The organism is Brucella sp. TWI559 (assembly GCF_039674265.1).
GTDB lineage: Bacteria > Pseudomonadota > Alphaproteobacteria > Rhizobiales > Rhizobiaceae > Brucella > Brucella chromiisoli.
The window spans coordinates 15,306-34,365 of the sequence record NZ_JBDJNE010000007.1 but is presented as its reverse complement, the minus strand read 5'-3'; the positions used below and the strand labels follow the sequence as shown (position 1 = coordinate 34,365).

Here is a 19,060-nt window from a genome sequence, read left to right as displayed (position 1 = left end):
AGAATGGCGAGGCTCAGTGTTCAATTCGATTGAGCAAATGAGTGTTTTGTGAAAACAGCTATTTGCTCAAGTCTGCACTTCGATATCGTTGTCGTCACATCTGCCGCTCAGTCGAGTGTTTCGCTCTTCGCGAACTCTTCGAATTTTTGCCGCCATTCCGCCTGGAGAACGATGTTTCTTTGATTGAAAATCTGATGGGAAATAACTCTGCAAATTCAGTAAGAAGTGTGCAAAAAGCGAGGGGTCGTAGCCTTCTTTGGTAGAATATGAAGAACGAGGCAAAAAGTGCAATGCGGCCCAATCGGTAAGATGTAAAATTAGATAATCTACAGCCCCATCTGGATTCTCGGCATTTGCAGCATTTATCGATAAAGCTTCGAGTTTTGCTTGGGCCCGATTAACAGCAACCGTAAATACTTGGGCCATTTCCTTTATCATGTCGTCGGAAACCTGAATGAAATATGATGCAGGAGGTAGGAAAAATTGGGTAACAGCTGGCACTAGCTCAGCTTTAGAAGTGGAATTCGAAAATTTTAATAGGCATGCCTCCGCATCAAAAGAGACTGCCTGAGATTGCAACTCAGGTTCGATAATTCTTTTTAATACGAATGCTGCATCAGAAATTGATTTCTGCTCGGATGATAAGTTCCAAAGAGCCTCCGCGAGCGCTCTGTACGGTCCCAAACGTTTCTCAACATCAAGCCATGATTGCCGCGCATTTTCTGCTGCTTTTACTGCAAAATAATTCACGCAACGTTCAAGTAAATTCTCTCGCGCAGTCTGCTTTATTTCCTGCTTCAACATTTTTTCAAGGCAGATGAATTGTTCCTCAGTAAGTGTGAATTCGGTTTGCCAATCTGAATATGAAACGAAATCTAAAGGTTGCTTTCTAACTGCCACTGTTAACCTCGACCTTGAATTTTATCACTTTACCACGCTCGTTATCGACCAGCGGCACCACGGCAAGCGCAGCCAAGTCATCAAGAGCGTTGACGATTGCGGATGCATAATGCCGTTCAATCATTTTGTCGGAAGTGTCATGAAGTTGGGCGACCAATCGAACAGGCAGCGCAGCCCGAAGTGCGCGAACAATCGATGAATGGCGCAAGGAATATGGCACTGTGTCAGATGGAAGACCCGCGCGCTTGACAATCGCTGCCCATGGCCGTGTTAATTCGGCAGGCGAATTCCATGTGCCGCGCTTATCCTTAACCCATATTGGTTTTGCTTCGGGGTCCGGACGCTCTTGCTTATGTTTCCAGCGTTCAAGCAATGGATCAGCTGGGCGACGAGCTGCTGTTGCCGGCCGCAGCGCTTCCAGAACATCGCTCCCGACTTTTACGCCTATGTGAGTTGTGCGCTTTTGACCTCGCCCCTTGCGCGAAGTTGGTATCATGAGACGTGATTGCTCCGGCTGCACGTCGCCAACCTGAATCCGTCGGATCTGTGAAAAACGCATACCGGTTGCAGCCAACACCAATACCAATCTGAACAGGTCGCCTGACCAACCATCCTCATCATCGACAATTCTTGCTGCTTCAATGATGCGACGCACGTCAGCATCAGGGAGAGCAGCACCGTCGCGCGCTGCTGCGGGTTCTGCCTCACCAGTCTTCAATCCAATTTTTATCATAGTTAGATATGACGCAGGCAGTCGCTTAAGAATACGGGGAGGGACGGCATTCAATGCCGCGCGAAGGTCATTGACGATTCGCTGGATGCTCGAAGTCGCTAAAGTCTCTGGCAGGTCCGCTCGCCAGCCCGCTAAGTCTTCATCTGAGAGCGCATCGAGGCGCTTGTCTGCCAGCGGCTTTCCGAGAACATGCAAATTGAGTCTGCCATATGCGTCGTTCGGGCGCGCGCCCTCTTGTTTCTCTGCCCGAGCCCGTCTTTTTGCTACATATGTTTCGATAGCATCCCGAACAGTGGGGATAGGCTCCTTGCCTGCATCGCGTTCACGTTGACGTTCTTGCTCCACATGCTCGGCAGCTCTATTTCGCGCCTGTTCGAAGTTTAACGTCTCAACGCCGTCCGCGCTTATACCGTCGTCTGCCGCTCCGATACTTTCCTGCTTGTACCGACCATCTGGTAAACGCCAGCGAACAAACCAGCGACCGGCGCGCTTACCTTTCCGATACCCAAGATGAACTTCGGCACTAACGCTTCGCCAATGGTTGCCAATCGGCAATCCCTTTCGAGCGTTCGGCGTTGTGAGTGAAGATTCTTGTAGCGTCTTCGACATGGGTTTCCAAAAGTCGTCTAATAACCGTCTAATAAGCAACCGCGCATAGTGACGGTCAACCACGACGTTAAATTATCGGAAACCGGAACACAAGAAAAACAAAAAGGGTTCAAACAAGGTAATGACGATCAATGGCGAAATGTGGATTTTTTAGTTTTCGCCCTCTCACGGCGCAAACAGGGGTTCGATTCCCCTTGGGCGTACCAGCTATTCCAACTAATTGGCAGACACCACAGCTGTTTGAATTATAAGCACGCAGGCGTTCAACAACGGGCATACGATATGCCCAAAGCAGAAAATGCCAGATAACCGGGCTAATTCAATCTCGCTGCCCTTTAACGATCGCTGCAATGCCAGCCACCCGTGGAGTCTGGGCAGCATTTGATCTGCTGCCCATCCCAATAATAATATTTACATTGTTCATCAGATGGTAAGTCAACTCCGGTCTCTGCCAAGCTGATGTTACCTGCAATTATTAGAATGGAGAAGGCCAGTAAGAATGAAGCATAATTTCCCATGACAGACCCATTTATAAATTAATTTTTATATAAACTATATTATGGAATTTATTTATTTTAATAAATATTAAACTAAGTAAACTTATTAAAAGCATATATTCCATATGGCGAAAACTGCAGTGCAATATACGGCACAATTCAAGGCATCGCGGCCATTCGCTATGCATAGCGCACTATTTTCAGGTTTTAATTGAGATAATGATTCAGCTTCCGCATATTCGGCTGATGTAATACAGATGCACCCAATTAATGCTGAAAGTATAACAAATTTACGCATTATAATTTCCTCCCATTTATTATTATTGTGCATCCATTTTCTTATTATAAATATATTATTTCAACGGCAATTTTTCATGAACAAAATATTGGGGTTGGGATAGCGGGATTATATGTCCAAGCGCAGATGCAAAGTGATTTGCTCTTGGTTCGATGTGAGATCAAACTTTATCATCGAAAAATGAGGATAGCTGGAGCAGAGCCATGAACGGACCGAAAAGGATTATCTCAGCAGTTTCGTTTGTCTTCATGGCGGCATTGCTGGCGGGTTGCATGGGCAGCCCGTACAATGATGGCTACCGGAATTACGAGCCGTCTTATGGCGGTTATTATGGTGGGTCTACAGTGGTTTATCGGTCTGGACCGAGATACAATTCAAGATATTATCGGGATGACCGGTACTATAAAGGGCGCCATTATCGTCGCGGCGACAATTATAACAGACCGCCGCAGCGTCCAGATGATAAACCGGGTGAACGCCCTGTTGCGAGACCGGCGCCGCCACAAAGCGAAACGAACGTACCGCAGGAAGCTTTGCGCAGGCTTATGCGGTCGAAACAGGAATAAGTTTCGGCATTCTGGGCGTCGTCTTGCGAGGCTATAGCATGTTGCGGAAAAGCGGGAACCACCTTCGCGTGAAAATCAGTCCACCGGACTGATTTCTATTCCCGCTAGAATTTGAGAACGCCGTGCATCTAAACAAGAAGATAGAGCGAGCGTATTGGGTGCGGTTATGCGCGACGCGCTCTAATCGCTTGCCAGTCCTGAAAATTTTGCTTTAGGTTGCAAGCTGCCATGCAGAGCGTTGACCTGATCCGTCGAATTGTTACACGCCCAGCTTCATTGGTGGTATGCTTAAAAAAGAGCACAATGACCTGAACGGATAACTGTGCAGGTCTGGAACATTCCGCTCTTAAGCAAGAAAGTTTCCATCATGGCAAAAGGCCAAGTACGCAGCAATCGTGAAGTGCGCAAACCGAAGAAAGACAAATCAGCTTCTGCTGAAAAGGCATCTGGCCCCGCAATCGGGCGCTTCGCAACCCAGATCAAGGAAGCTGAAAAGCAGAAGAAGTAGTTGACAGAGACTGCTTGCTACATCTGTCTTTCCTAGAGCATGTCGCGGAAAAATGAGAACCGCCTTTGCGGGAAAATCAGTCCGCCGGGCTGATTTCTATTCCCGCTACGATCCGAGAACGACATGCGTGAAAACAAGGTAGGCGTGGATGCGCCTGCCTATTTGTATAATCCCCATAACGGAGTTTGGTATGATTGCAGCCTATATCGGATCTGCTGCGGTGAGTGCCGGTGTGTATCTTTTGTTGAAACGCAAGGCGCGAAAGACGCGGCTTATCATCTCCTGGAGCGTGTTTCTGGTTCTGTGCGCACTGTTCACCATCTGGTTCATCAACACCGGAGGGGAGTACGGAATTATGGGTAAAAACGGTATTAATCCCGATTGGGCGAGACAATAACACGCCAGTTTATTTGCTTGGAGCCAGCCGGTTCGAATTGACCCTAATCAATGCATTTCTTCAGCAGATAATCGATTATAGCAGCATCGACAGGCAATTTTCTTGAGACGTTTTTACGAGGATGGACAAAAGTCGATAGTGCGTATCTATTTGTTGAAACTATACTGGAGGGGATATGGGGACACGGCTTCAATTGGCATCGATCATAAGTTCGATTGCGTTTATCGTTTTGATCGGCATCGGCTTTATCGTAATCCTGACAGTGCCGGAGCTTTCACAGAATCCGGCCTATCCTATGATCTGGGCGGTGGTTATCAGTGCCATCATCACGCCCATCGTTGGCTGGATAATCGCGATTAAAATACTCAAGACGCGATAAGATCAATCTGCGTGGCGCTTTCCGATCCGCGTGAAATGCTGCGTCGGCAAACAGGGTTCACATCTGCACCATAACGTCTGGAACGTTGTAAAAATGGGCAGGGAACACAGTTTGTCGATTGATCTAACATGCGGATTACAAAATGGCTTGGGGAGATATTCTCTCTTCCAGTTGCAAAAATTTGCAACTGGCGCCTTGCGGGTGCATAATCAGGCCATGAGTGAATCGCACAAAAAACCCGATTATGAGCAGGAGCTGAGGCAGGCTGGTATCCGCATTACGCGGCCACGCCGCATCATCCTCAACATATTGACTGAAACGGAAGATCATCCGGATGCGCTGGAAATTTTCAGGCGCGCTGTTGAGGTTGATAATAGTATTTCATTATCAACCGTTTACAGAACTATGAAGCTGCTGGAGGAACTTGGGGCTATCCATCGCCATGCCTTCGCTGGCGGTCCATCGCGGTTTGAGCAGGCGAATGGGGCACATCATGACCACATCATCGATATGGATTCGGGGGAAGTGGTTGAGTTCAGCTCTGAAAAAATAGAAAAATTGCAGGAAGAAATCGCCCGGGCGCTCGGATATGAAATCGTGCATCACCGGCTCGAACTTTATTGTAAAAAAATCGAATCCTGACGGAACCAAACTTTTGGATATCCGTTCATGTTTTCGAGGACCCCGATAAGCCCCGTAAGCGGTCCTCATTGGCCAACAACAATGTCCCCGTTTGAAGTTGGCTGTGAGAATGTCGCGCAGACGCCCCCCCGTTATGTCGCCGACGTTCCGCATCTTTAAGGAAAGCCGTTGTGGTTCAAACCATGACGGCTTTTCTTTTATGAGTGGGGAAATGCGGGAAGGTCTTTCAGGCGTCGAATTGTTCTGCCGGAACGTGCAGGGAATAGACTGCACCTGAGCCATCAACGCGGTATTCTGCATGTCCGTTCACCGCTTGCGGCACAATGCGCTGCAGGACCGCACTGCCAAAGCGCGGATCGTGCTGAAACACGTCCGGCATGGCCGGATTGGTTTCTTTCCAATAAAAGAGCAGTTCGTCTTCGCCTGCATCGGTCTGGAGAATTTTTGCAGAAATGATGACGCGGCCATAAGGAATCGATAATCCGCCAAAGGATGTTGCATTGACGATCAGCTCGTGCAGAGCAAGGCCGATATGCAGCGCTGCCCCCGGAAACAAATAAGGGTTGTCGCCTTCAATGCTCAGCCGTTCATCATTGATATCGATATATTTTTCGATTTGGGACTGCACAAGATCGACAAATAAGGCACCGTGCCAGTTGGAATCGGTCACCAGATCCTGCGAATAGGACAGAGACTGAATGCGTCCGCGAAACTTGAGAAGAAAGTCATCGACAGAATCAGTGAAGCGCGCCGTTTGGCTGGCAATGCTCTGCACAATGGCGAGCAGATTTTTCGAGCGGTGGCTCACTTCGCGCAACAGGGTTTTTAAAACTTGTTCGCGGCGTTTTAGTTCACTGATTTCCAGCGCCGTTGTAACAAGGCCAACAACGTTGCCATTTGCATCAAGATCACAATCAATGTGAAAGTCGATCCAGCGAAGCTTGTAACCATCATTAATGGCCAGCTCAATATTTTGTGCCGTTCCGGTTTCGATTGCTGTGCGCTTTGCTTGTTCGAGCCTCGACATTGACGTCGAGAAAATAAAATCACAATCCCGTCCACCCGCTTTCCATTTCTCCTGCCAATAGCTGGGAATGTTCTCCCCCCAGGCATAAAGCATATCGGGCGTCTGGTAGAGCACGCAGATATTGCTGTTTCGCACAGCGCCCAGCAATGCGCGCAATCGTGACGCATCAGACTTTGTTTCGTTGAGGGGGGATGGGGTTAACGCGGCCATGAATGCCTCAATTACCATGCGTTGTAGAGTGAAAAGGAATGGGTGAATAACAAAAGCTTGGTTGATAAAAACAAGAAGCAACAGGCAATAATTTCAATAATTTTGGATCAACACTGTGATGAATAACCGCGCCGTTGACGAAGGTCGTGCAACGGTGCAATTTTTGCTGGCTGCCTTGCAAGGCGGTGAGCCGCCTTGCAAGAGCCGACAGGATTAAGCCTTGCGGATAGCCGAGGCGATCAAAGATATGACCAGCAGGGCGAGGAATACGAAGAAAAGAATCTGCGCTATACCCGCTGATGCGCCGGCAATACCGCCAAAGCCCAAAGCGCCTGCGACCAGCGCGACGACGAGAAAGACAAGAGCATAATAAAGCATTGTGGGTCTCCTTTTCATTGATTGAAAGGGAAACGTCTGATCGTTGCTTTTGGTTCCTCGAAATAGACAATTTGAAGGTCCAGACTGCAAATAAATCGCGCTTTTTAGCACATAGTTGTCAGTTTAACGCTGACACCCCCGCAAGAAGTCATTCTTTGCAGGGTTGTCACTTTGCGTCATATTTCCAGTTCAGGCTGCAACCTGAGCGGCTTCTTCAAAGAACAAAGCCTGGCTGATAAGCGCCTTGACCATGTCTGGATTAAACGGCTTGGTCACAAGGAAGGTCGGTTCAGGGCGCTCGCCGGTCAAGAGCCGCTCAGGGAACGCGGTGATGAAGATCACGGGGATTGTGCCATCCTGCAAAATCTCATTCACAGCATCAATGCCGGAACTGCCATCAGCCAATTGAATATCTGCAAGCACCATTCTCGGCTTTTCGCGGCTATAGAGCGCAAGCGCTTCATCCTTGGTGCGTGCAATACCGACGACTTCATGGCCAAGACTCTCGACCATCTGTTCGATGTCCATCGCAATCAGCGGTTCATCTTCGATAATCATAATTCGCGTTGCCACCTGTTTCGAAATTTCTGTCGAAGCAGATGTCAAAATACGGCCGAATTCACGCTCATCGATTTCAAGAATTTCAGCGGCTTCCCGATCATTGAACCCTTCAACAGCGACGAGCAAAAAGGCCTGTCTCGGCAAAGGGGAAATATAAGAAAGATTTCGCGCTGCCTGCTTTTCCCATGCAAATTCAGAGGCAGGCTCCGGAATTTCGACAGAGGCCGTTTTATACAGATTGCAGAACAACCGATAAAGCGCGATCCGGTCTGCTGATGCAGGCGGGAAGATGCTGATGTCTGCGATCAATGCTTCCAATGTCGCAGCAACATAGGCGTCGCCTGATGCCTGCGAGCCTGTCAGAGCACGCGAAAAACGGCGGAGATAGGGAAGATGCGGCGCAATACGCGTCGATAACGTCATGGTTTTTGGACTCCTCATTGCCGCACTTCTTGCTTTTTACACTCACCGACAGGACGCGAAAGCTCTTCGGCAATGTTATAGAGCACGGCATAATGCTACACAAACGTTGCAGTTTGAGAAAAGTTCCTCGAGATTTTAAAAAAGTGAGGGAACTTTTTCAGAGTGGGCGCATTTAGCCTCCAGAGTAATGCATTTGTGATCGTGGAACAGGGCGAGATGCCTGGAATGAATAAGTGATGACAGAAAAGAAAAACCTTCAAGCGAACGGGGCCGGGATCCGGCTCAACGGGCGCGTCCGGAAGGACATTTTAGGACCGAACTGTGAAGTCGGTCTCAAACTCAAAGCGCTTTATACCTCAATACAGGAAGAGACAATTCCAGATCGTTTCCTCGACCTTTTGGAAAAACTCGATCAGGCTGAACAGGAGAGTACGCGTGGGCAAAGCACTGGTTCCGTCGGCTGAAGAGTTGGCGCAATTCAAGCGCGAACTCCTGGCCTCGCTGCCAAGTTTGCGTGCGTTTGCGGTATCATTGATCGGCCAGCATGATCGTGCTGACGATCTGGTTCAGGACACAATTATGAAAGCCTGGGCCAAGCAAGAATCCTTTGAGTTGGGAACCAACATCAAGGCATGGCTGTTTACGATCCTGCGCAACGAGTTTTACAGCCAGATGCGTAAGCGTGGTCGTGAGGTGCAGGATACGGACGGTGTTTTCAGCGAACAACTGGCTGTGCATCCATCGCAATATGGCACGCTTGATTTGCAGGATTTCAAGGTAGCGCTCGATCAGCTGCCTGATGACCAGCGTGAGGCCATCATTCTGATTGGAGCGTCTGGCTTTGCCTATGAAGAGGCTGCTGAAATTTGTGGCTGTGCTGTTGGCACGATCAAAAGCCGTGTCAGCCGTGCGCGCACGCGCCTTCAGGAGATACTGCAAATTGAAGGCGATGCAGATTACGGGCCGGATGCCAATTCATCCCGCGCCACGCTGAGAAGCTTCGCCTGACACCTGTGCTTGATGCATGCAAATGCCGGAAACAGACCGGGAAAGCATTTCCTGTTTTGATTGAATTATTGGAAATGCTCTGCCGGTTTGTTTTCACGCAATAGGCTACGAATTTCGGTTTCGGCATACCAGGCCGTGTGGACAATTATATTCTGGTTCGTGGTATGGAGATACACGCCACGGCGGCCTTTTCTGCTGTTCAGAAACAAAACCCTCTCATGCCACGACTGAAAAATAATTGTCCACACGGCCTAGGCACTTGAAGAGTTCGCTTTACTAATATTTGCTTGTCAAACCATTATGGAAGATCCGTGCGGTCCTCCGCACTGGTTTGTAACTTTGAATTCTTGTGGATTTGCCGTTGTCATCAGCCTTTTCAAACCGCCTGTTCAAACCTTCGATGCGCCCGATTGCCTTTATCGTGTCGCTTAGTCTGGTTTTGTTATCGGCATTGATAACACTGTTTCTTTCCTATGGGGTGAACAAGCAGGTTGTCGATATTTCAAGGAACTTTGAACTGCGCGAGCAGGTCAACAGGGTGACACGCATTGCCTATAATATTGAGATGAGCCGTCGCGGATATCTTCTGACGCTGGATGAAGATTATCTTGATCGCTACGAGCGTTCGATTGCCAATATTGACCAGACGCTGGATGATCTTGCCGTCATGACAGAAAATAATCCGCCGCAGCATGCGCGGGTTATAGAGATCAAGTCGCTGGTCAAGCAGGGTCAAAAAGATGTTCGTGAGACGATCATTCTTGCCAGGCAAGGCAAGATTGGCGAGGCCACTCAACAACTTCGCAGTAACGAGGGCAAAAATCTGCGCGATCAGCTTGCGCAAACAGTGTCGCAATTTGTCGCCACGGAGGGACAGGAACTTGCACAGCGCAATGCCTATATAGACAGGATGCGCTCCTTGCTGACGGCGACTTCGATCGTCGCGCTTGCCTCAGCAGCCGTGCTGGTTTTTTTGCTTTTGTCACGTGTTCAGCGCGCGGCGCGTCTGCTCTTTGAAGGGCAGTCGGCTTTGCTGTCTGAGAAAGAGCTTCTTGAGGAACGCGTGAAAGAGCGAACAGCGGAGCTCGAACGGGAGCGTGCTGTTGCTGAGCATGAGCGCAAACGGGTTGAAATCCTTTTGCAGGATTCAAACCACCGCATCGGCAATTCACTGGCCACTGTTTCTTCGTTGCTTGGCCTGCAATTGCGACAAACGCGCAGTGAAGAAGCCCGCGCGGCCCTCGTTGCGGCGCGCGATCGGGTGCAGACGGTTTCGACCGCGCATCGCAGGCTCCGGCTGGGCGAGGATATGGAATCGACGCGCATCGATGAGTTTCTGGAAACAGTTATCGAAGATATCCGCGAGGGAATTGCGGATGATCGCCAAATCACTTTCACAACGGATTTTGCGCCACTTGATCTCAAAGCGCGGGATGTTACGACAATCGGTATCATTCTGGGCGAGCTTATCACCAATGCGATCAAGCATGCTTTCAAGGGGCGGCAAGGCGGTCGAATTTCAGTCAGCTTCAAAAATGACGTTGAGAGTGGAAAGCCTGCTTTGATGGTCGAAGATGACGGTATCGGCTGGCAGGGTGGCGATACGGATAATGCGCGTGAACAGAATGGCCTTGGCACGCTGGTGGTCGAGCAACTTTGCATGCAGTTTGGCGAAAAGCCGGTTTATTCGACGTCCGAAGATGGTACGGGAACACGCGTGATCGTCCGGTTGTCGTCCCTTGTTCACGCGCAGCCAGATCAGGAGCACGAAGCTTCGTCATAAAAACGGCCCCCAACGAAACATCGCGGGGGGCCGGTCTCATCCTGTTTTGCTTATCGTAAAATCAGCGCTTCGTCTTATTTGAAAGCAAGCTCACCAGCGCTATGCCTGCCAATGGCAGTGCGACAGCGAGAATTGGACGTTTCAGAATTGACGGCACGGTTGCAATTGCAGCCGTTGCCACGAGTGCTGATTTGTCTGCGGCGATACGCTCTTTGCGTTTCTTTTCTTCTGCCGCAGCCTGAACTTTGAGCACCGCAATGATAAGCAGGGCAATGATAATCGATAGCCCTGCGAGAATGAGTGCAGCAATCGGCCCGCCGTAATTTTGAGCCAGTGCAAGAAAAGCGGCGACGCAAAGAAACACAACCGCGATCAGTCCGAAGACAGCAATTGCTGCTCCAAAAATTGCAGCACGTTTAGCACGTCCGGTGAGAAGTTTTAGCTCATCACCGGCAAGCGTTGCCACGACTGGTGCCAGAAGCTTCAGCATGGCGCGGATCAGCGGCGCGAGAGAAGGGCGAGCAGATACCCGATACCAACAGCCGTCGCCAGCGATGCAATCGGTTTGGCCCGCACTGTTTCGGTCAACTGTGCTTCGACATCCTGCGCTTTGCTTTTCAGGTCATCGACAACGTCTTCACCCTGCACATATGCGCTTTTATACGTTTGCTTGGCGGTGCGTTTCGCATCGCGCACAGTCTGTGAACCCAGATTCGCCAGGGTTGCGGCGATGGCAGCAATATCTTCCTTCAGCTGCTCGACCTGAGACTGAAGGTCTTCAGTTGTCGAATCGGTCAGTGCCTCTTCGAGATTTTCCTCAATCTTACGCGTGTTGGTTGTTCCGCGCGCCATGTCAGGCCTCCTGTTTAATCACTGTTTGCAACATATGTTGTTCGACGAGTGGTCTAATTTCTAAAATTGCATCCCACGGTAACAGGCGTCGAGCCAATTTAGGCATCAAGAAGACGACAAGCAACCGTATCAATCCACCACAATAACGTTGTTACGGCGCAATGGTTGCATGTTCAGGCATAAGTCAGCAACTCAAACCATGACGATCTGCAAGTCATGGTAAATATCGCTGGAATCGTTTGCGCTGACGCGTCCTGTCTTACGCAAAAAACAGATAGGCTGCGCAAGCGACAGTGATGAAAGCCAGACCGCCGTAATAGGATGGCTTTAATGATCGCGCGCGAACAGGCAATGGATCATCGTTGCCTGCCATCGCCATACGAGCAGCGTTTTCAAGTGCCTGAATGTCTTTAAGCATCATGAGCCTCTCCTCCCGAATTCCGTTCAGTCCCAGGCAATGATTGGAAATGCCCAAACTATCCCCAAACTGTCCATTGCAGCATATCACGCCTGATTTGAAGCTTTTATGCAAGTGCTATCCCGATAAGGGGTTTAGTGTTCCTGGGGTCGGCAGGTTTGAGAAATTTATGTGTTCAATCCTAAAAATAGCAGCATTTTCAAAACATGACTTGCATCATCATATTAATGGGAGTTAAGAAAAGGCCTCAAGTGGCATGACAGGCGGCGGGGCAGTCTGCATGATTGATCTGTCATGTACGCTCGGACCTGAACAATCAAAAGGCGATGAAAATGACTGGTTTCTGGCGAAAAAGCTTCATGGCTGCGGCGATGGGCATGGGGCTGCTGGCATTTGCGGGTTCTGCACTTGCACAGGAGGCACAGCAGCCTGTCAACGATAGCCCCGCTGCGACCAGCCCAGCTCCCGTTCAAGCACCGGCAGCCCAGCCCGCCATTATACCATCCGCAACCCCAGCAAGTGAACCCAGTGCAGCAGAGCCAGTGACCGCAACCGAGGCGCCCCCTGCTTTTGTCCTGCCGCATGACCTTTCGCCATGGGGGATGTTCATGGCCGCCGACTGGGTTGTGAAAGGGGTGATGATCGGTCTTGCGGTTGCATCACTTTTAACCTGGACGATCTTGATCGCGAAATCGCTTGAACTGGCCGGTGCTCGCGGCCGCGCCAAACACGCATTGAAGATCATTGGTCATTCGGCGACACTTTCCGAAGCTGTTCGTACACTTGAAGGCGCGAAGGGACCGGCTTCCATTCTGGTCCGCGCTGCCGAAGATGAAGTTCGTCTTTCTGGCCCGGCATTGGCGCGTGCCGGAGGGGAAGGCCTTAAGGAGCGCGTTACCTCGCGCCTGTCGCGCATCGAAGCAAAAGCCGGACGCCGTCTTTCCAAGGGCACGGGCATTCTGGCAACCATCGGTTCGGTCGCGCCCTTTGTTGGTCTTTTTGGAACTGTCTGGGGCATCATGAATTCGTTTATCGGCATCAGTCAGGCACAGACGACCAATCTTGCTGTTGTTGCTCCGGGCATTGCGGAAGCGTTGCTCGCCACGGCCATCGGTCTTGTTGCGGCCATTCCTGCCGTTGTTATCTATAACGTTTTCGCCCGTTCAATCACTGGTTACCGCGCGCTGCTTGCCGATGCTTCAGCGGGCGTTGAGCGTCTGGTAAGCCGGGATCTTGACTTCAGAACAGCTGGCGTGCGTGAAGGCGCGCTGCACGCAGCGGAGTAGTATCATGGCTGGCAAAGTTCGAGAAGGCGATGGCGACGATCTGGAACTGAACCACGAAATCAACGTGACACCGTTCATCGATGTTATGCTGGTTCTCCTGATCATCTTCATGGTTGCGGCCCCTCTTGCGACTGTGGACATCAACGTGGATCTGCCTGCGTCGAGTGCAACACCTGCACCCCGCCCTGACAAGCCGATCTATGTGACGCTCAAGGAAGATTTATCCATCAGCGTTGGCAACGACACGGTTGGTCGCGAAGGACTGGGGCAAAAGCTTGACGGTGTGTCTGAGCGAAACAAGGATGCGCGGGTCTTTTTGCGGGCTGACAAAATGGTTGGTTACGGTGAATTGATGCGTGTGATGAACCTGCTGCGAGAAGCTGGCTATCTCAAGATTGCGCTGGTCGGCCTTGAAACTGTGGGGGCTGCCTCTGATGGTTCAGCACCAGCCTCTGCGCCGGTTGGTCAGGGAGCACAGTAAATGGACAGATTGCCGCCCGAACATCCCCCCCTTAAAAATGTGGCATCGACGGATAGCCATCATTATTCCTTTTGGCATGATGCAGGGCGTTGGATTGGTGCGGGGATTATCGTCTTAAGTGTACATGCTGCCGGCGCCTATGCGATCAGCATGAATCAGGATGAGGATCAGCCGGATGGCGCGCAGGTTGCTGCCATGGTGGTTGAGTTTGCACCTGAGCCGGAAGCTCCGATGGAAGAAGTGGTGTCCGAAGCACCTCAACAGGAAACGGCTGTAGAGCCTGTCGAAGAGGTTCAACCGGAGCCCGTCGCTGAGGAGATCAAGGAGCCGGAACCAGAGCCGGAGCCTGAAGTGATCAATGAACCGGAAGACGTAATTCCGGATATTGTTGAGGCCCCTAAGCCGGAAGTGGCTGTACCGGCTCCGGTCGAAAAGCCGAAGCCAAAGATTGAAAAGCCTAAGGAAGAGAAGCCAAAGGCCGAAAAGCCAAAGCCGGTCAAGAAAATCGAAAAGCCGAAGCCAAAGCAGGCGGAGAAGGCCAAGGAAACGCGCCAGGCAAGTGCGCCGCGCATGGACGTGGATTCGGGTGCCAAACCCGTTGCCAATCGCCGTGGCGACAACAACGCATCAGCCGGTGTCAGTTCCAATAAGTGGCAGTCGAAACTTTATTCGCACTTGTTGCGTCGCACGCGTTCATTGCAGCGTGAGGCTGGCAGAGGTGTGAAAGGGACGGCACAGGTTGCGTTTGTCGTTGATCCGTCTGGTAATATTCTCTCTGTGAAACTGGCGCGCTCATCGGGCAATCCAACTGTTGATGAACTGGCTGTTCAGGCCACGCGCAACTCATCGCCCGTGCCTGCGCCACCCGCCGCAATTGCAAAGCCGCGGATGCCAATCACGGTGCCAATTCAGTTCAAATAGGCAGCGAAGCGATGTCTTAATAAAAAGCCGACCTGTGAAAACAGGTCGGCTTTTTGATGTGCATGCGTTCGGCCTTATTTTTCTTACGCATTATCCTGCGCAAAAAGCTCACGCACTTTTGCTGGAAATGTTTTATTCAGATGAAAGCGCAACGGCAGGCAACAATCGTGAAGCTTTGCGGGCGGGCAGAAAGCCAAACACGAGGCCGGTGGCAAAGGCACAGGCAAAAGCCAGCAGAACCGGACCTGCGCTATAGCCGATCGTCAGCCCGGCCAGACCTGCAAGCGTTGCGGCACCCAGGCCCACAAGGACGCCGATAGCGCCTCCGATAGCCGAGACGGTCAGAGCTTCGGTGATGAATTGCAAAAGAATATCGCGGCGGCGTGCGCCCGTTGCCATGCGCACACCAATTTCGCGCGTGCGTTCGGTCACGCTGACCAGCATGATGTTCATCACGCCAATGCCGCCAACCAGCAGTGAGATTGCTGCAACAGATCCGAGAAATATGGTCAGCGTCGACCCCATCGCCGCTGCATCATCACGAATAGAGGCCATATTGGTGATCATGGTATCGCGCTGTTTGTGGCGCTGGTCCAGCAATTCCTGAATCTGGTCCTGTGTGGTGTTGATGAGGTCCGAATCTTTCACCTGAACCGTGATGGTGCGCACATATTTCTGGCCGAAAAGCCGTAGATTGCCCGTTGTCAGCGGTACAACCACGACGTCGTCCTGATCTGATCCACCAAAGCCTGCGCCTTTTGATTCCAGCGTGCCAATGACCTGAAACGGTATTTTCTGGATCAGAATATACTGGCCAATCGGGTTTGAACCATCTGGGAACAGCGTTTTCTCGACAGTCTTTCCAATCACAGCAACCGGCGCATAACTCTCCATGTCATGTTCAGTGATGAAGTCGCCGCTTTCGATTTTCCATGACTTTGCGGTCGAGAAAGCCGGAACAGTGCCGTTGGCCTGTGACTGATAATCAATATTTCCACGTCTCAATGTCACACTGCCGGTCACTTCCGGTACGGCCGTTTTCACATTGGGCAATTGCAGGATGGCGTCAGCGTCTTCGGGAACAAGCGTTGCGACCGAGCCGGAGCCGCGAAACCCCGGCATGGATGGCCGGATAAGCACCAGATCGGTCCCCATCGCATTGATGCGATCCAGGATAGAATTTTGTGCGCCTGTGCCGATTGCAAGCATTGTGACAACCGAACTCACCCCAATGATGATGCCAAGCAATGTGAGCACCGTGCGGAAGATGTTGGCGCGCAAGGCCCGCATCGCCATTTTGACCGCTTCTGAAATATCGGCCATGCCTGCGGCACTGTTTGCCGCTATTTGCTGCAGGTTCTGCGGTGCATCACTGTCAGGCATTTCACGCATGAGCGTATCGGACAGGATTTGTCCATCACGAATCTCGATCAGCCGGTCTGCGCGCTCCGCCACTTCGCGGGCATGGGTGATCACGATGATCGTATGACCCTGTTCATGCATTGCGCGCAGCAGCGCCATCACATCTTCGCCGCTCTGGCTGTCGAGCGCACCTGTCGGTTCATCGGCAAGAATGATGCGTCCGCCATTCATCAGTGCGCGCGCAATCGAAACACGCTGCTGCTGACCGCCAGAGAGCTGATTGGGGCGATGGTCCAGTCGGTCGCCAAGCTTGAGTGAATTCAAAAGTTCGGCTGCACGCGCATGACGCTCTGCTGCCGGCATACCGGCATAAATGGCCGGAACCTCGACATTTTCCTGAGCCGTTGATGTGGCAATGAGATTGTAGCTTTGGAACACGAAGCCGAATGTGCGGCGGCGCAGCGCGGCCAACTCATCCGCATCAAGCGTCGAGACATCCTCACCTTCAAGCCAATATTCACCACCGCTGGGGCTGTCGAGACAGCCCAGAATGTTCATCAGCGTCGACTTGCCTGAACCGGAAGCGCCCTTGATGGCCACGAATTCACCGGCACGAATATCAAGCGTGATGCCATGCAGCACTTCAACGGCAAGGTCGCCATTGTGATAAGTTTTGCGAATATCCTGCAATCTGATGAGGGGCATGTCATTCATCGCTGATTCCATTAGAGCCGCTCCTGTTTTAACGGTCTCGTAGGATCCGCTCTATCTCTTTGTTTTTAAGCATTATCTCACGCAAAACCGCGTCGCACTTTTGCTGGAAATGCTCTAGAAGAACATACCGCCGGACCTGCGGCCACGTGCATTGGAGCCTGCGGTTGCAGATGCTGAGGTGACGATGACCTTGTCGCCTTCTTCAAGACCGTTCTTAATTTCAGCCTGCACGCGGTTGCGAACGCCGACTTCAACAGTGCGTTCTGCCACCGAACCATTTTGATCGACGACCTGAACACTCGTCTGCGGTTTGCCTGCACCATCAGGCTTGGCGTGAAGCGCTGCGGTGGGAACAATGAGCACATTGTCTGCGTGATTGAGCACGAAATAGACCTGTGCACTCATATTGATCATGAGTTCGCCGGTTGGATTGGGAACGTCAAACAGCGCATAATAAAGAACGACATTATTGTCAGTCTGAGGCGTTGGTTTGATCTGGCGTAACGTGCCGGTAAAACGCTTGTCCGGCTGGCCGAGAAGTGTGAAATAGACTGGCATTCCGGGCTTCAGCCTGCTGATGTCAGCTTCGGAAACCTGGGCTTCCACGGTCATGACTTTGAGGTCTGCGACCGTTACCACGGTCGGTGCACTCTGCACGGCATTCAGCGTTTCGCCCTCTTTGGTGGTCTGATCAACGACGGTGCCGGTCATAGGGCTGTAAATTTTTGTATAGCCAAGATCGACCTTGTCGCTTGCAAGCTGTGCCTCCTGCTGGCGGATTTGCGCACTCAGGGCTTTGACATCGGCTTCGGCCATGGATAGGTCGGCATCAGCCTGATCAATCGTCGACTGCGATGCGTTGCGGGTGGCGAGCAGCGAGCGCTGGCGGGCAGCATTGGCTTTCTTGAGCGTAAGCTGTGCCTGTTTGCTTAACAGCTGCGCTTTCAGATTATCGAGCTGGGCGCTGGAAATCTCTACTTTTTTCTCAAAAGGGGAGGGGTCGATTTCGGCAATCAAGTCACCTTGTTTGACTTCATCGCCAACTTCAACCTTCACGCTTTTTAACTGCCCCGAAACCTGCGCGCCGACATTGATGCTGCGCAAAGCGTTGAGTTTACCAACTGCTGTTATCGAATCTTCGATATTTCCACGTTGCACGGTTTCAGCCAGATAAGCGCTTTGCTGGCTGCCGGATTCCCGCCCACTCAGCACATACCAGCCACCACCCAGTACGATCACAGCAATCGGCAGCAGAAGCCAGAAGCGGCTTCGATTGCGCTTTACGCGCTTTTGCTTTGAACCTGTGGAAAGTGAATCGTTGGATTTGAGCACCCGGTAACCTCTGAAAATCAATATCAAACCAGTCTTTGCTGGTTATCTATGTCTACATATTCAGGAATTCATCTTAATTATTTGTCATGCGCCTAATAGCCCCAAAAATGGGTGGCTTGAATCATCATTTAACCCAAGGGTGAACAATAAAAGAAAAGCCGGGGATCCCCGGCTTATTCTCACTTTATATGCCCGATTTATCAGGCTGTGCCGGTTGAACCGAAACCGCCAGCACCGCGGGCTGTTTCGCTGACCTGTGAGCGCTCTTCGATTTTTGGCTGAATGACCGGCGCGAAGACTGCCTGCGCAATGCGCATGCCGCGTTCGATGCGGAAATCTTCGTCACCGAGATTAACAAGAAGCACCTTCACTTCGCCGCGATAGTCGGAATCAATGGTCCCCGGCGTGTTGAGGCAGGTGATGCCATGCTTGAAGGCGAGGCCAGAGCGAGGGCGGATCTGCACTTCATAGCCTTCCGGGATTTCAAAGATGAGGCCGGTTGGTACCAGGGTGCGGCGCCCCGGCAGAAGCACGATCTGGCGATCTTCTGCTACAGCGGCGCGGAGATCCATGCCAGCCGAGCCGGAGGTCTCATAAGCGGGGAGATCAAGGCTTTCCGCATGTTCAAGGCGAATGATGCCGAGCGTTGGTGCTGTCATGAGGGGGCCTTTCCTACGTGAAGTTAAATTGGCGACGCTCATACGTGAAAACACATCAAAGGTGTACCGCCTATTTTTAGTTTTGCAATGATAGTGCGGCACAGGATCATGCTTTT

General features: G+C 51.3%; 22 protein-coding genes. 11 read left to right on the top strand and 11 right to left on the bottom strand.

Going from position 1 to position 19,060, the window contains the following annotated elements; all coding sequences use genetic code 11:
• Nucleotides 1-66: 66 nt before the first annotated feature.
• Together ABE530_RS10555 and ABE530_RS10550 are read right to left on the bottom strand one after the other, a co-directional pair.
• Nucleotides 67-900, bottom strand: a complete 834-nt coding sequence (locus tag ABE530_RS10555) for a hypothetical protein (RefSeq protein ID WP_499694487.1) — start codon at nt 898-900, stop codon at nt 67-69.
• Nucleotides 890-2,242 carry a tyrosine-type recombinase/integrase gene (locus ABE530_RS10550; RefSeq protein ID WP_499694486.1) on the bottom strand — a complete coding sequence of 451 codons (1,353 nt, stop codon included), beginning with the start codon at nt 2,240-2,242 and terminating at the stop codon, nt 890-892. The genes ABE530_RS10555 and ABE530_RS10550 overlap by 11 nt, the downstream gene beginning before the upstream one ends.
• A gap of 998 nt (nt 2,243-3,240) precedes the next feature.
• Here ABE530_RS10550 and ABE530_RS10545 point away from each other — a divergent pair.
• From ABE530_RS10545 to ABE530_RS10525, 5 genes are all read left to right on the top strand, one after another.
• Complete coding sequence (locus ABE530_RS10545) at nt 3,241-3,603, top strand: hypothetical protein (RefSeq protein WP_396998118.1); 363 nt, start codon at nt 3,241-3,243, stop codon at nt 3,601-3,603.
• Nucleotides 3,604-3,970: 367 nt separating this feature from the next.
• A complete protein-coding gene (locus ABE530_RS10540) occupies nt 3,971-4,111 on the top strand; it encodes a hypothetical protein (protein WP_265984779.1) in 141 nt (46 codons plus the stop codon).
• Between the two features lie 190 nt (nt 4,112-4,301).
• Nucleotides 4,302-4,508, top strand: coding sequence for a hypothetical protein (locus ABE530_RS10535; protein WP_265984780.1), 207 nt, complete (start codon nt 4,302-4,304; stop codon nt 4,506-4,508).
• Nucleotides 4,509-4,683: 175 nt separating this feature from the next.
• Nucleotides 4,684-4,887 (top strand): hypothetical protein, encoded by a 204-nt coding sequence (locus tag ABE530_RS10530; protein WP_265984781.1) that lies wholly within the window; start codon nt 4,684-4,686, stop codon nt 4,885-4,887.
• A 216-nt stretch (nt 4,888-5,103) separates the two neighbouring features.
• Entirely contained in the window at nt 5,104-5,529 is a 426-nt protein-coding gene (locus ABE530_RS10525) for a ferric uptake regulation protein (protein ID WP_265984953.1), read from the top strand.
• A gap of 226 nt (nt 5,530-5,755) precedes the next feature.
• On the opposite strand, the gene ABE530_RS10520 is transcribed toward ABE530_RS10525, so the two are convergent.
• The 3 genes from ABE530_RS10520 to ABE530_RS10510 all read right to left on the bottom strand — a co-directional run bounded on the left by ABE530_RS10520 (nt 5,756) and on the right by ABE530_RS10510 (nt 8,128).
• Complete coding sequence (locus ABE530_RS10520) at nt 5,756-6,766, bottom strand: sensor histidine kinase (protein ID WP_499694485.1); 1,011 nt, start codon at nt 6,764-6,766, stop codon at nt 5,756-5,758.
• A gap of 213 nt (nt 6,767-6,979) precedes the next feature.
• Nucleotides 6,980-7,144 carry a DUF1328 domain-containing protein gene (locus ABE530_RS10515; protein ID WP_006473348.1) on the bottom strand — a complete coding sequence of 55 codons (165 nt, stop codon included), beginning with the start codon at nt 7,142-7,144 and terminating at the stop codon, nt 6,980-6,982.
• 189 nt (nt 7,145-7,333) lie between these two features.
• A complete protein-coding gene (locus ABE530_RS10510) occupies nt 7,334-8,128 on the bottom strand; it encodes a response regulator (RefSeq protein WP_265984783.1) in 795 nt (264 codons plus the stop codon).
• Between the two features lie 236 nt (nt 8,129-8,364).
• Between ABE530_RS10510 and ABE530_RS10505 the strand changes: the two genes are divergently transcribed.
• From ABE530_RS10505 to ABE530_RS10495, 3 genes are all read left to right on the top strand, one after another.
• Nucleotides 8,365-8,592, top strand: coding sequence for a NepR family anti-sigma factor (locus tag ABE530_RS10505; RefSeq protein ID WP_265984784.1), 228 nt, complete (start codon nt 8,365-8,367; stop codon nt 8,590-8,592).
• Nucleotides 8,564-9,136 carry an RNA polymerase sigma factor gene (locus tag ABE530_RS10500; RefSeq protein WP_265984785.1) on the top strand — a complete coding sequence of 191 codons (573 nt, stop codon included), beginning with the start codon at nt 8,564-8,566 and terminating at the stop codon, nt 9,134-9,136. The genes ABE530_RS10505 and ABE530_RS10500 overlap by 29 nt, the downstream gene beginning before the upstream one ends.
• A 361-nt stretch (nt 9,137-9,497) precedes the next feature.
• Nucleotides 9,498-10,919, top strand: coding sequence for a sensor histidine kinase (locus tag ABE530_RS10495; protein ID WP_499694484.1), 1,422 nt, complete (start codon nt 9,498-9,500; stop codon nt 10,917-10,919).
• 61 nt (nt 10,920-10,980) lie between these two features.
• On the opposite strand, the gene ABE530_RS10490 is transcribed toward ABE530_RS10495, so the two are convergent.
• The 3 genes from ABE530_RS10490 to ABE530_RS10480 form a co-directional block, all read right to left on the bottom strand.
• Nucleotides 10,981-11,409, bottom strand: coding sequence for a phage holin family protein (locus tag ABE530_RS10490; RefSeq protein ID WP_265984787.1), 429 nt, complete (start codon nt 11,407-11,409; stop codon nt 10,981-10,983).
• An 8-nt stretch (nt 11,410-11,417) separates the two neighbouring features.
• Nucleotides 11,418-11,771 (bottom strand): DNA gyrase subunit B, encoded by a 354-nt coding sequence (locus ABE530_RS10485; protein ID WP_265984788.1) that lies wholly within the window; start codon nt 11,769-11,771, stop codon nt 11,418-11,420.
• Between the two features lie 259 nt (nt 11,772-12,030).
• Nucleotides 12,031-12,192, bottom strand: a complete 162-nt coding sequence (locus ABE530_RS10480) for a hypothetical protein (protein ID WP_265984789.1) — start codon at nt 12,190-12,192, stop codon at nt 12,031-12,033.
• A gap of 329 nt (nt 12,193-12,521) precedes the next feature.
• Between ABE530_RS10480 and exbB the strand changes: the two genes are divergently transcribed.
• From exbB to ABE530_RS10465, 3 genes are read left to right on the top strand one after another with little or no spacing between them, the layout of a single operon-like run.
• Complete coding sequence (gene exbB / locus ABE530_RS10475; protein ID WP_499694483.1) at nt 12,522-13,475, top strand: tonB-system energizer ExbB; 954 nt, start codon at nt 12,522-12,524, stop codon at nt 13,473-13,475.
• Nucleotides 13,476-13,479: 4 nt separating this feature from the next.
• Complete coding sequence (gene exbD, locus ABE530_RS10470) at nt 13,480-13,956, top strand: TonB system transport protein ExbD (protein WP_499694482.1); 477 nt, start codon at nt 13,480-13,482, stop codon at nt 13,954-13,956.
• Entirely contained in the window at nt 13,957-14,877 is a 921-nt protein-coding gene (locus ABE530_RS10465; RefSeq protein WP_499694481.1) for an energy transducer TonB family protein, read from the top strand.
• 132 nt (nt 14,878-15,009) lie between these two features.
• On the opposite strand, the gene ABE530_RS10460 is transcribed toward ABE530_RS10465, so the two are convergent.
• From ABE530_RS10460 to dut, 3 genes are all read right to left on the bottom strand, one after another.
• Complete coding sequence (locus ABE530_RS10460; protein WP_499694480.1) at nt 15,010-16,953, bottom strand: MacB family efflux pump subunit; 1,944 nt, start codon at nt 16,951-16,953, stop codon at nt 15,010-15,012.
• Nucleotides 16,954-17,067: 114 nt separating this feature from the next.
• Complete coding sequence (locus ABE530_RS10455) at nt 17,068-18,285, bottom strand: efflux RND transporter periplasmic adaptor subunit (protein ID WP_499694479.1); 1,218 nt, start codon at nt 18,283-18,285, stop codon at nt 17,068-17,070.
• Between the two features lie 200 nt (nt 18,286-18,485).
• Nucleotides 18,486-18,944 carry a dUTP diphosphatase gene (dut, locus tag ABE530_RS10450; RefSeq protein ID WP_499694478.1) on the bottom strand — a complete coding sequence of 153 codons (459 nt, stop codon included), beginning with the start codon at nt 18,942-18,944 and terminating at the stop codon, nt 18,486-18,488.
• Between the last annotated feature and the right edge of the window lie 116 nt (nt 18,945-19,060).

Bases quoted from the DNA above. Each gene is read 5' to 3' on its own strand.
- ABE530_RS10550 (WP_499694486.1), bottom strand. From the start codon at position 2,242: ATGTCGAAGACGCTACAAGAATCTTCACTCACAACGCCGAACGCTCGA.
- ABE530_RS10545 (WP_396998118.1), top strand. From the start codon at position 3,241: ATGAACGGACCGAAAAGGATTATCTCAGCAGTTTCGTTTGTCTTCATG.
- ABE530_RS10540 (WP_265984779.1), top strand. From the start codon at position 3,971: ATGGCAAAAGGCCAAGTACGCAGCAATCGTGAAGTGCGCAAACCGAAG.
- ABE530_RS10535 (WP_265984780.1), top strand. From the start codon at position 4,302: ATGATTGCAGCCTATATCGGATCTGCTGCGGTGAGTGCCGGTGTGTAT.
- ABE530_RS10530 (WP_265984781.1), top strand. From the start codon at position 4,684: ATGGGGACACGGCTTCAATTGGCATCGATCATAAGTTCGATTGCGTTT.
- ABE530_RS10525 (WP_265984953.1), top strand. From the start codon at position 5,104: ATGAGTGAATCGCACAAAAAACCCGATTATGAGCAGGAGCTGAGGCAG.
- ABE530_RS10520 (WP_499694485.1), bottom strand. From the start codon at position 6,766: ATGGCCGCGTTAACCCCATCCCCCCTCAACGAAACAAAGTCTGATGCG.
- ABE530_RS10515 (WP_006473348.1), bottom strand. From the start codon at position 7,144: ATGCTTTATTATGCTCTTGTCTTTCTCGTCGTCGCGCTGGTCGCAGGC.
- ABE530_RS10510 (WP_265984783.1), bottom strand. From the start codon at position 8,128: ATGACGTTATCGACGCGTATTGCGCCGCATCTTCCCTATCTCCGCCGT.
- ABE530_RS10505 (WP_265984784.1), top strand. From the start codon at position 8,365: ATGACAGAAAAGAAAAACCTTCAAGCGAACGGGGCCGGGATCCGGCTC.
- ABE530_RS10490 (WP_265984787.1), bottom strand. From the start codon at position 11,409: ATGCTGAAGCTTCTGGCACCAGTCGTGGCAACGCTTGCCGGTGATGAG.
- ABE530_RS10485 (WP_265984788.1), bottom strand. From the start codon at position 11,771: ATGGCGCGCGGAACAACCAACACGCGTAAGATTGAGGAAAATCTCGAA.
- ABE530_RS10480 (WP_265984789.1), bottom strand. From the start codon at position 12,192: ATGATGCTTAAAGACATTCAGGCACTTGAAAACGCTGCTCGTATGGCG.
- exbB (WP_499694483.1), top strand. From the start codon at position 12,522: ATGACTGGTTTCTGGCGAAAAAGCTTCATGGCTGCGGCGATGGGCATG.
- exbD (WP_499694482.1), top strand. From the start codon at position 13,480: ATGGCTGGCAAAGTTCGAGAAGGCGATGGCGACGATCTGGAACTGAAC.
- ABE530_RS10465 (WP_499694481.1), top strand. From the start codon at position 13,957: ATGGACAGATTGCCGCCCGAACATCCCCCCCTTAAAAATGTGGCATCG.
- ABE530_RS10460 (WP_499694480.1), bottom strand. From the start codon at position 16,953: ATGAATGACATGCCCCTCATCAGATTGCAGGATATTCGCAAAACTTAT.
- dut (WP_499694478.1), bottom strand. From the start codon at position 18,944: ATGACAGCACCAACGCTCGGCATCATTCGCCTTGAACATGCGGAAAGC.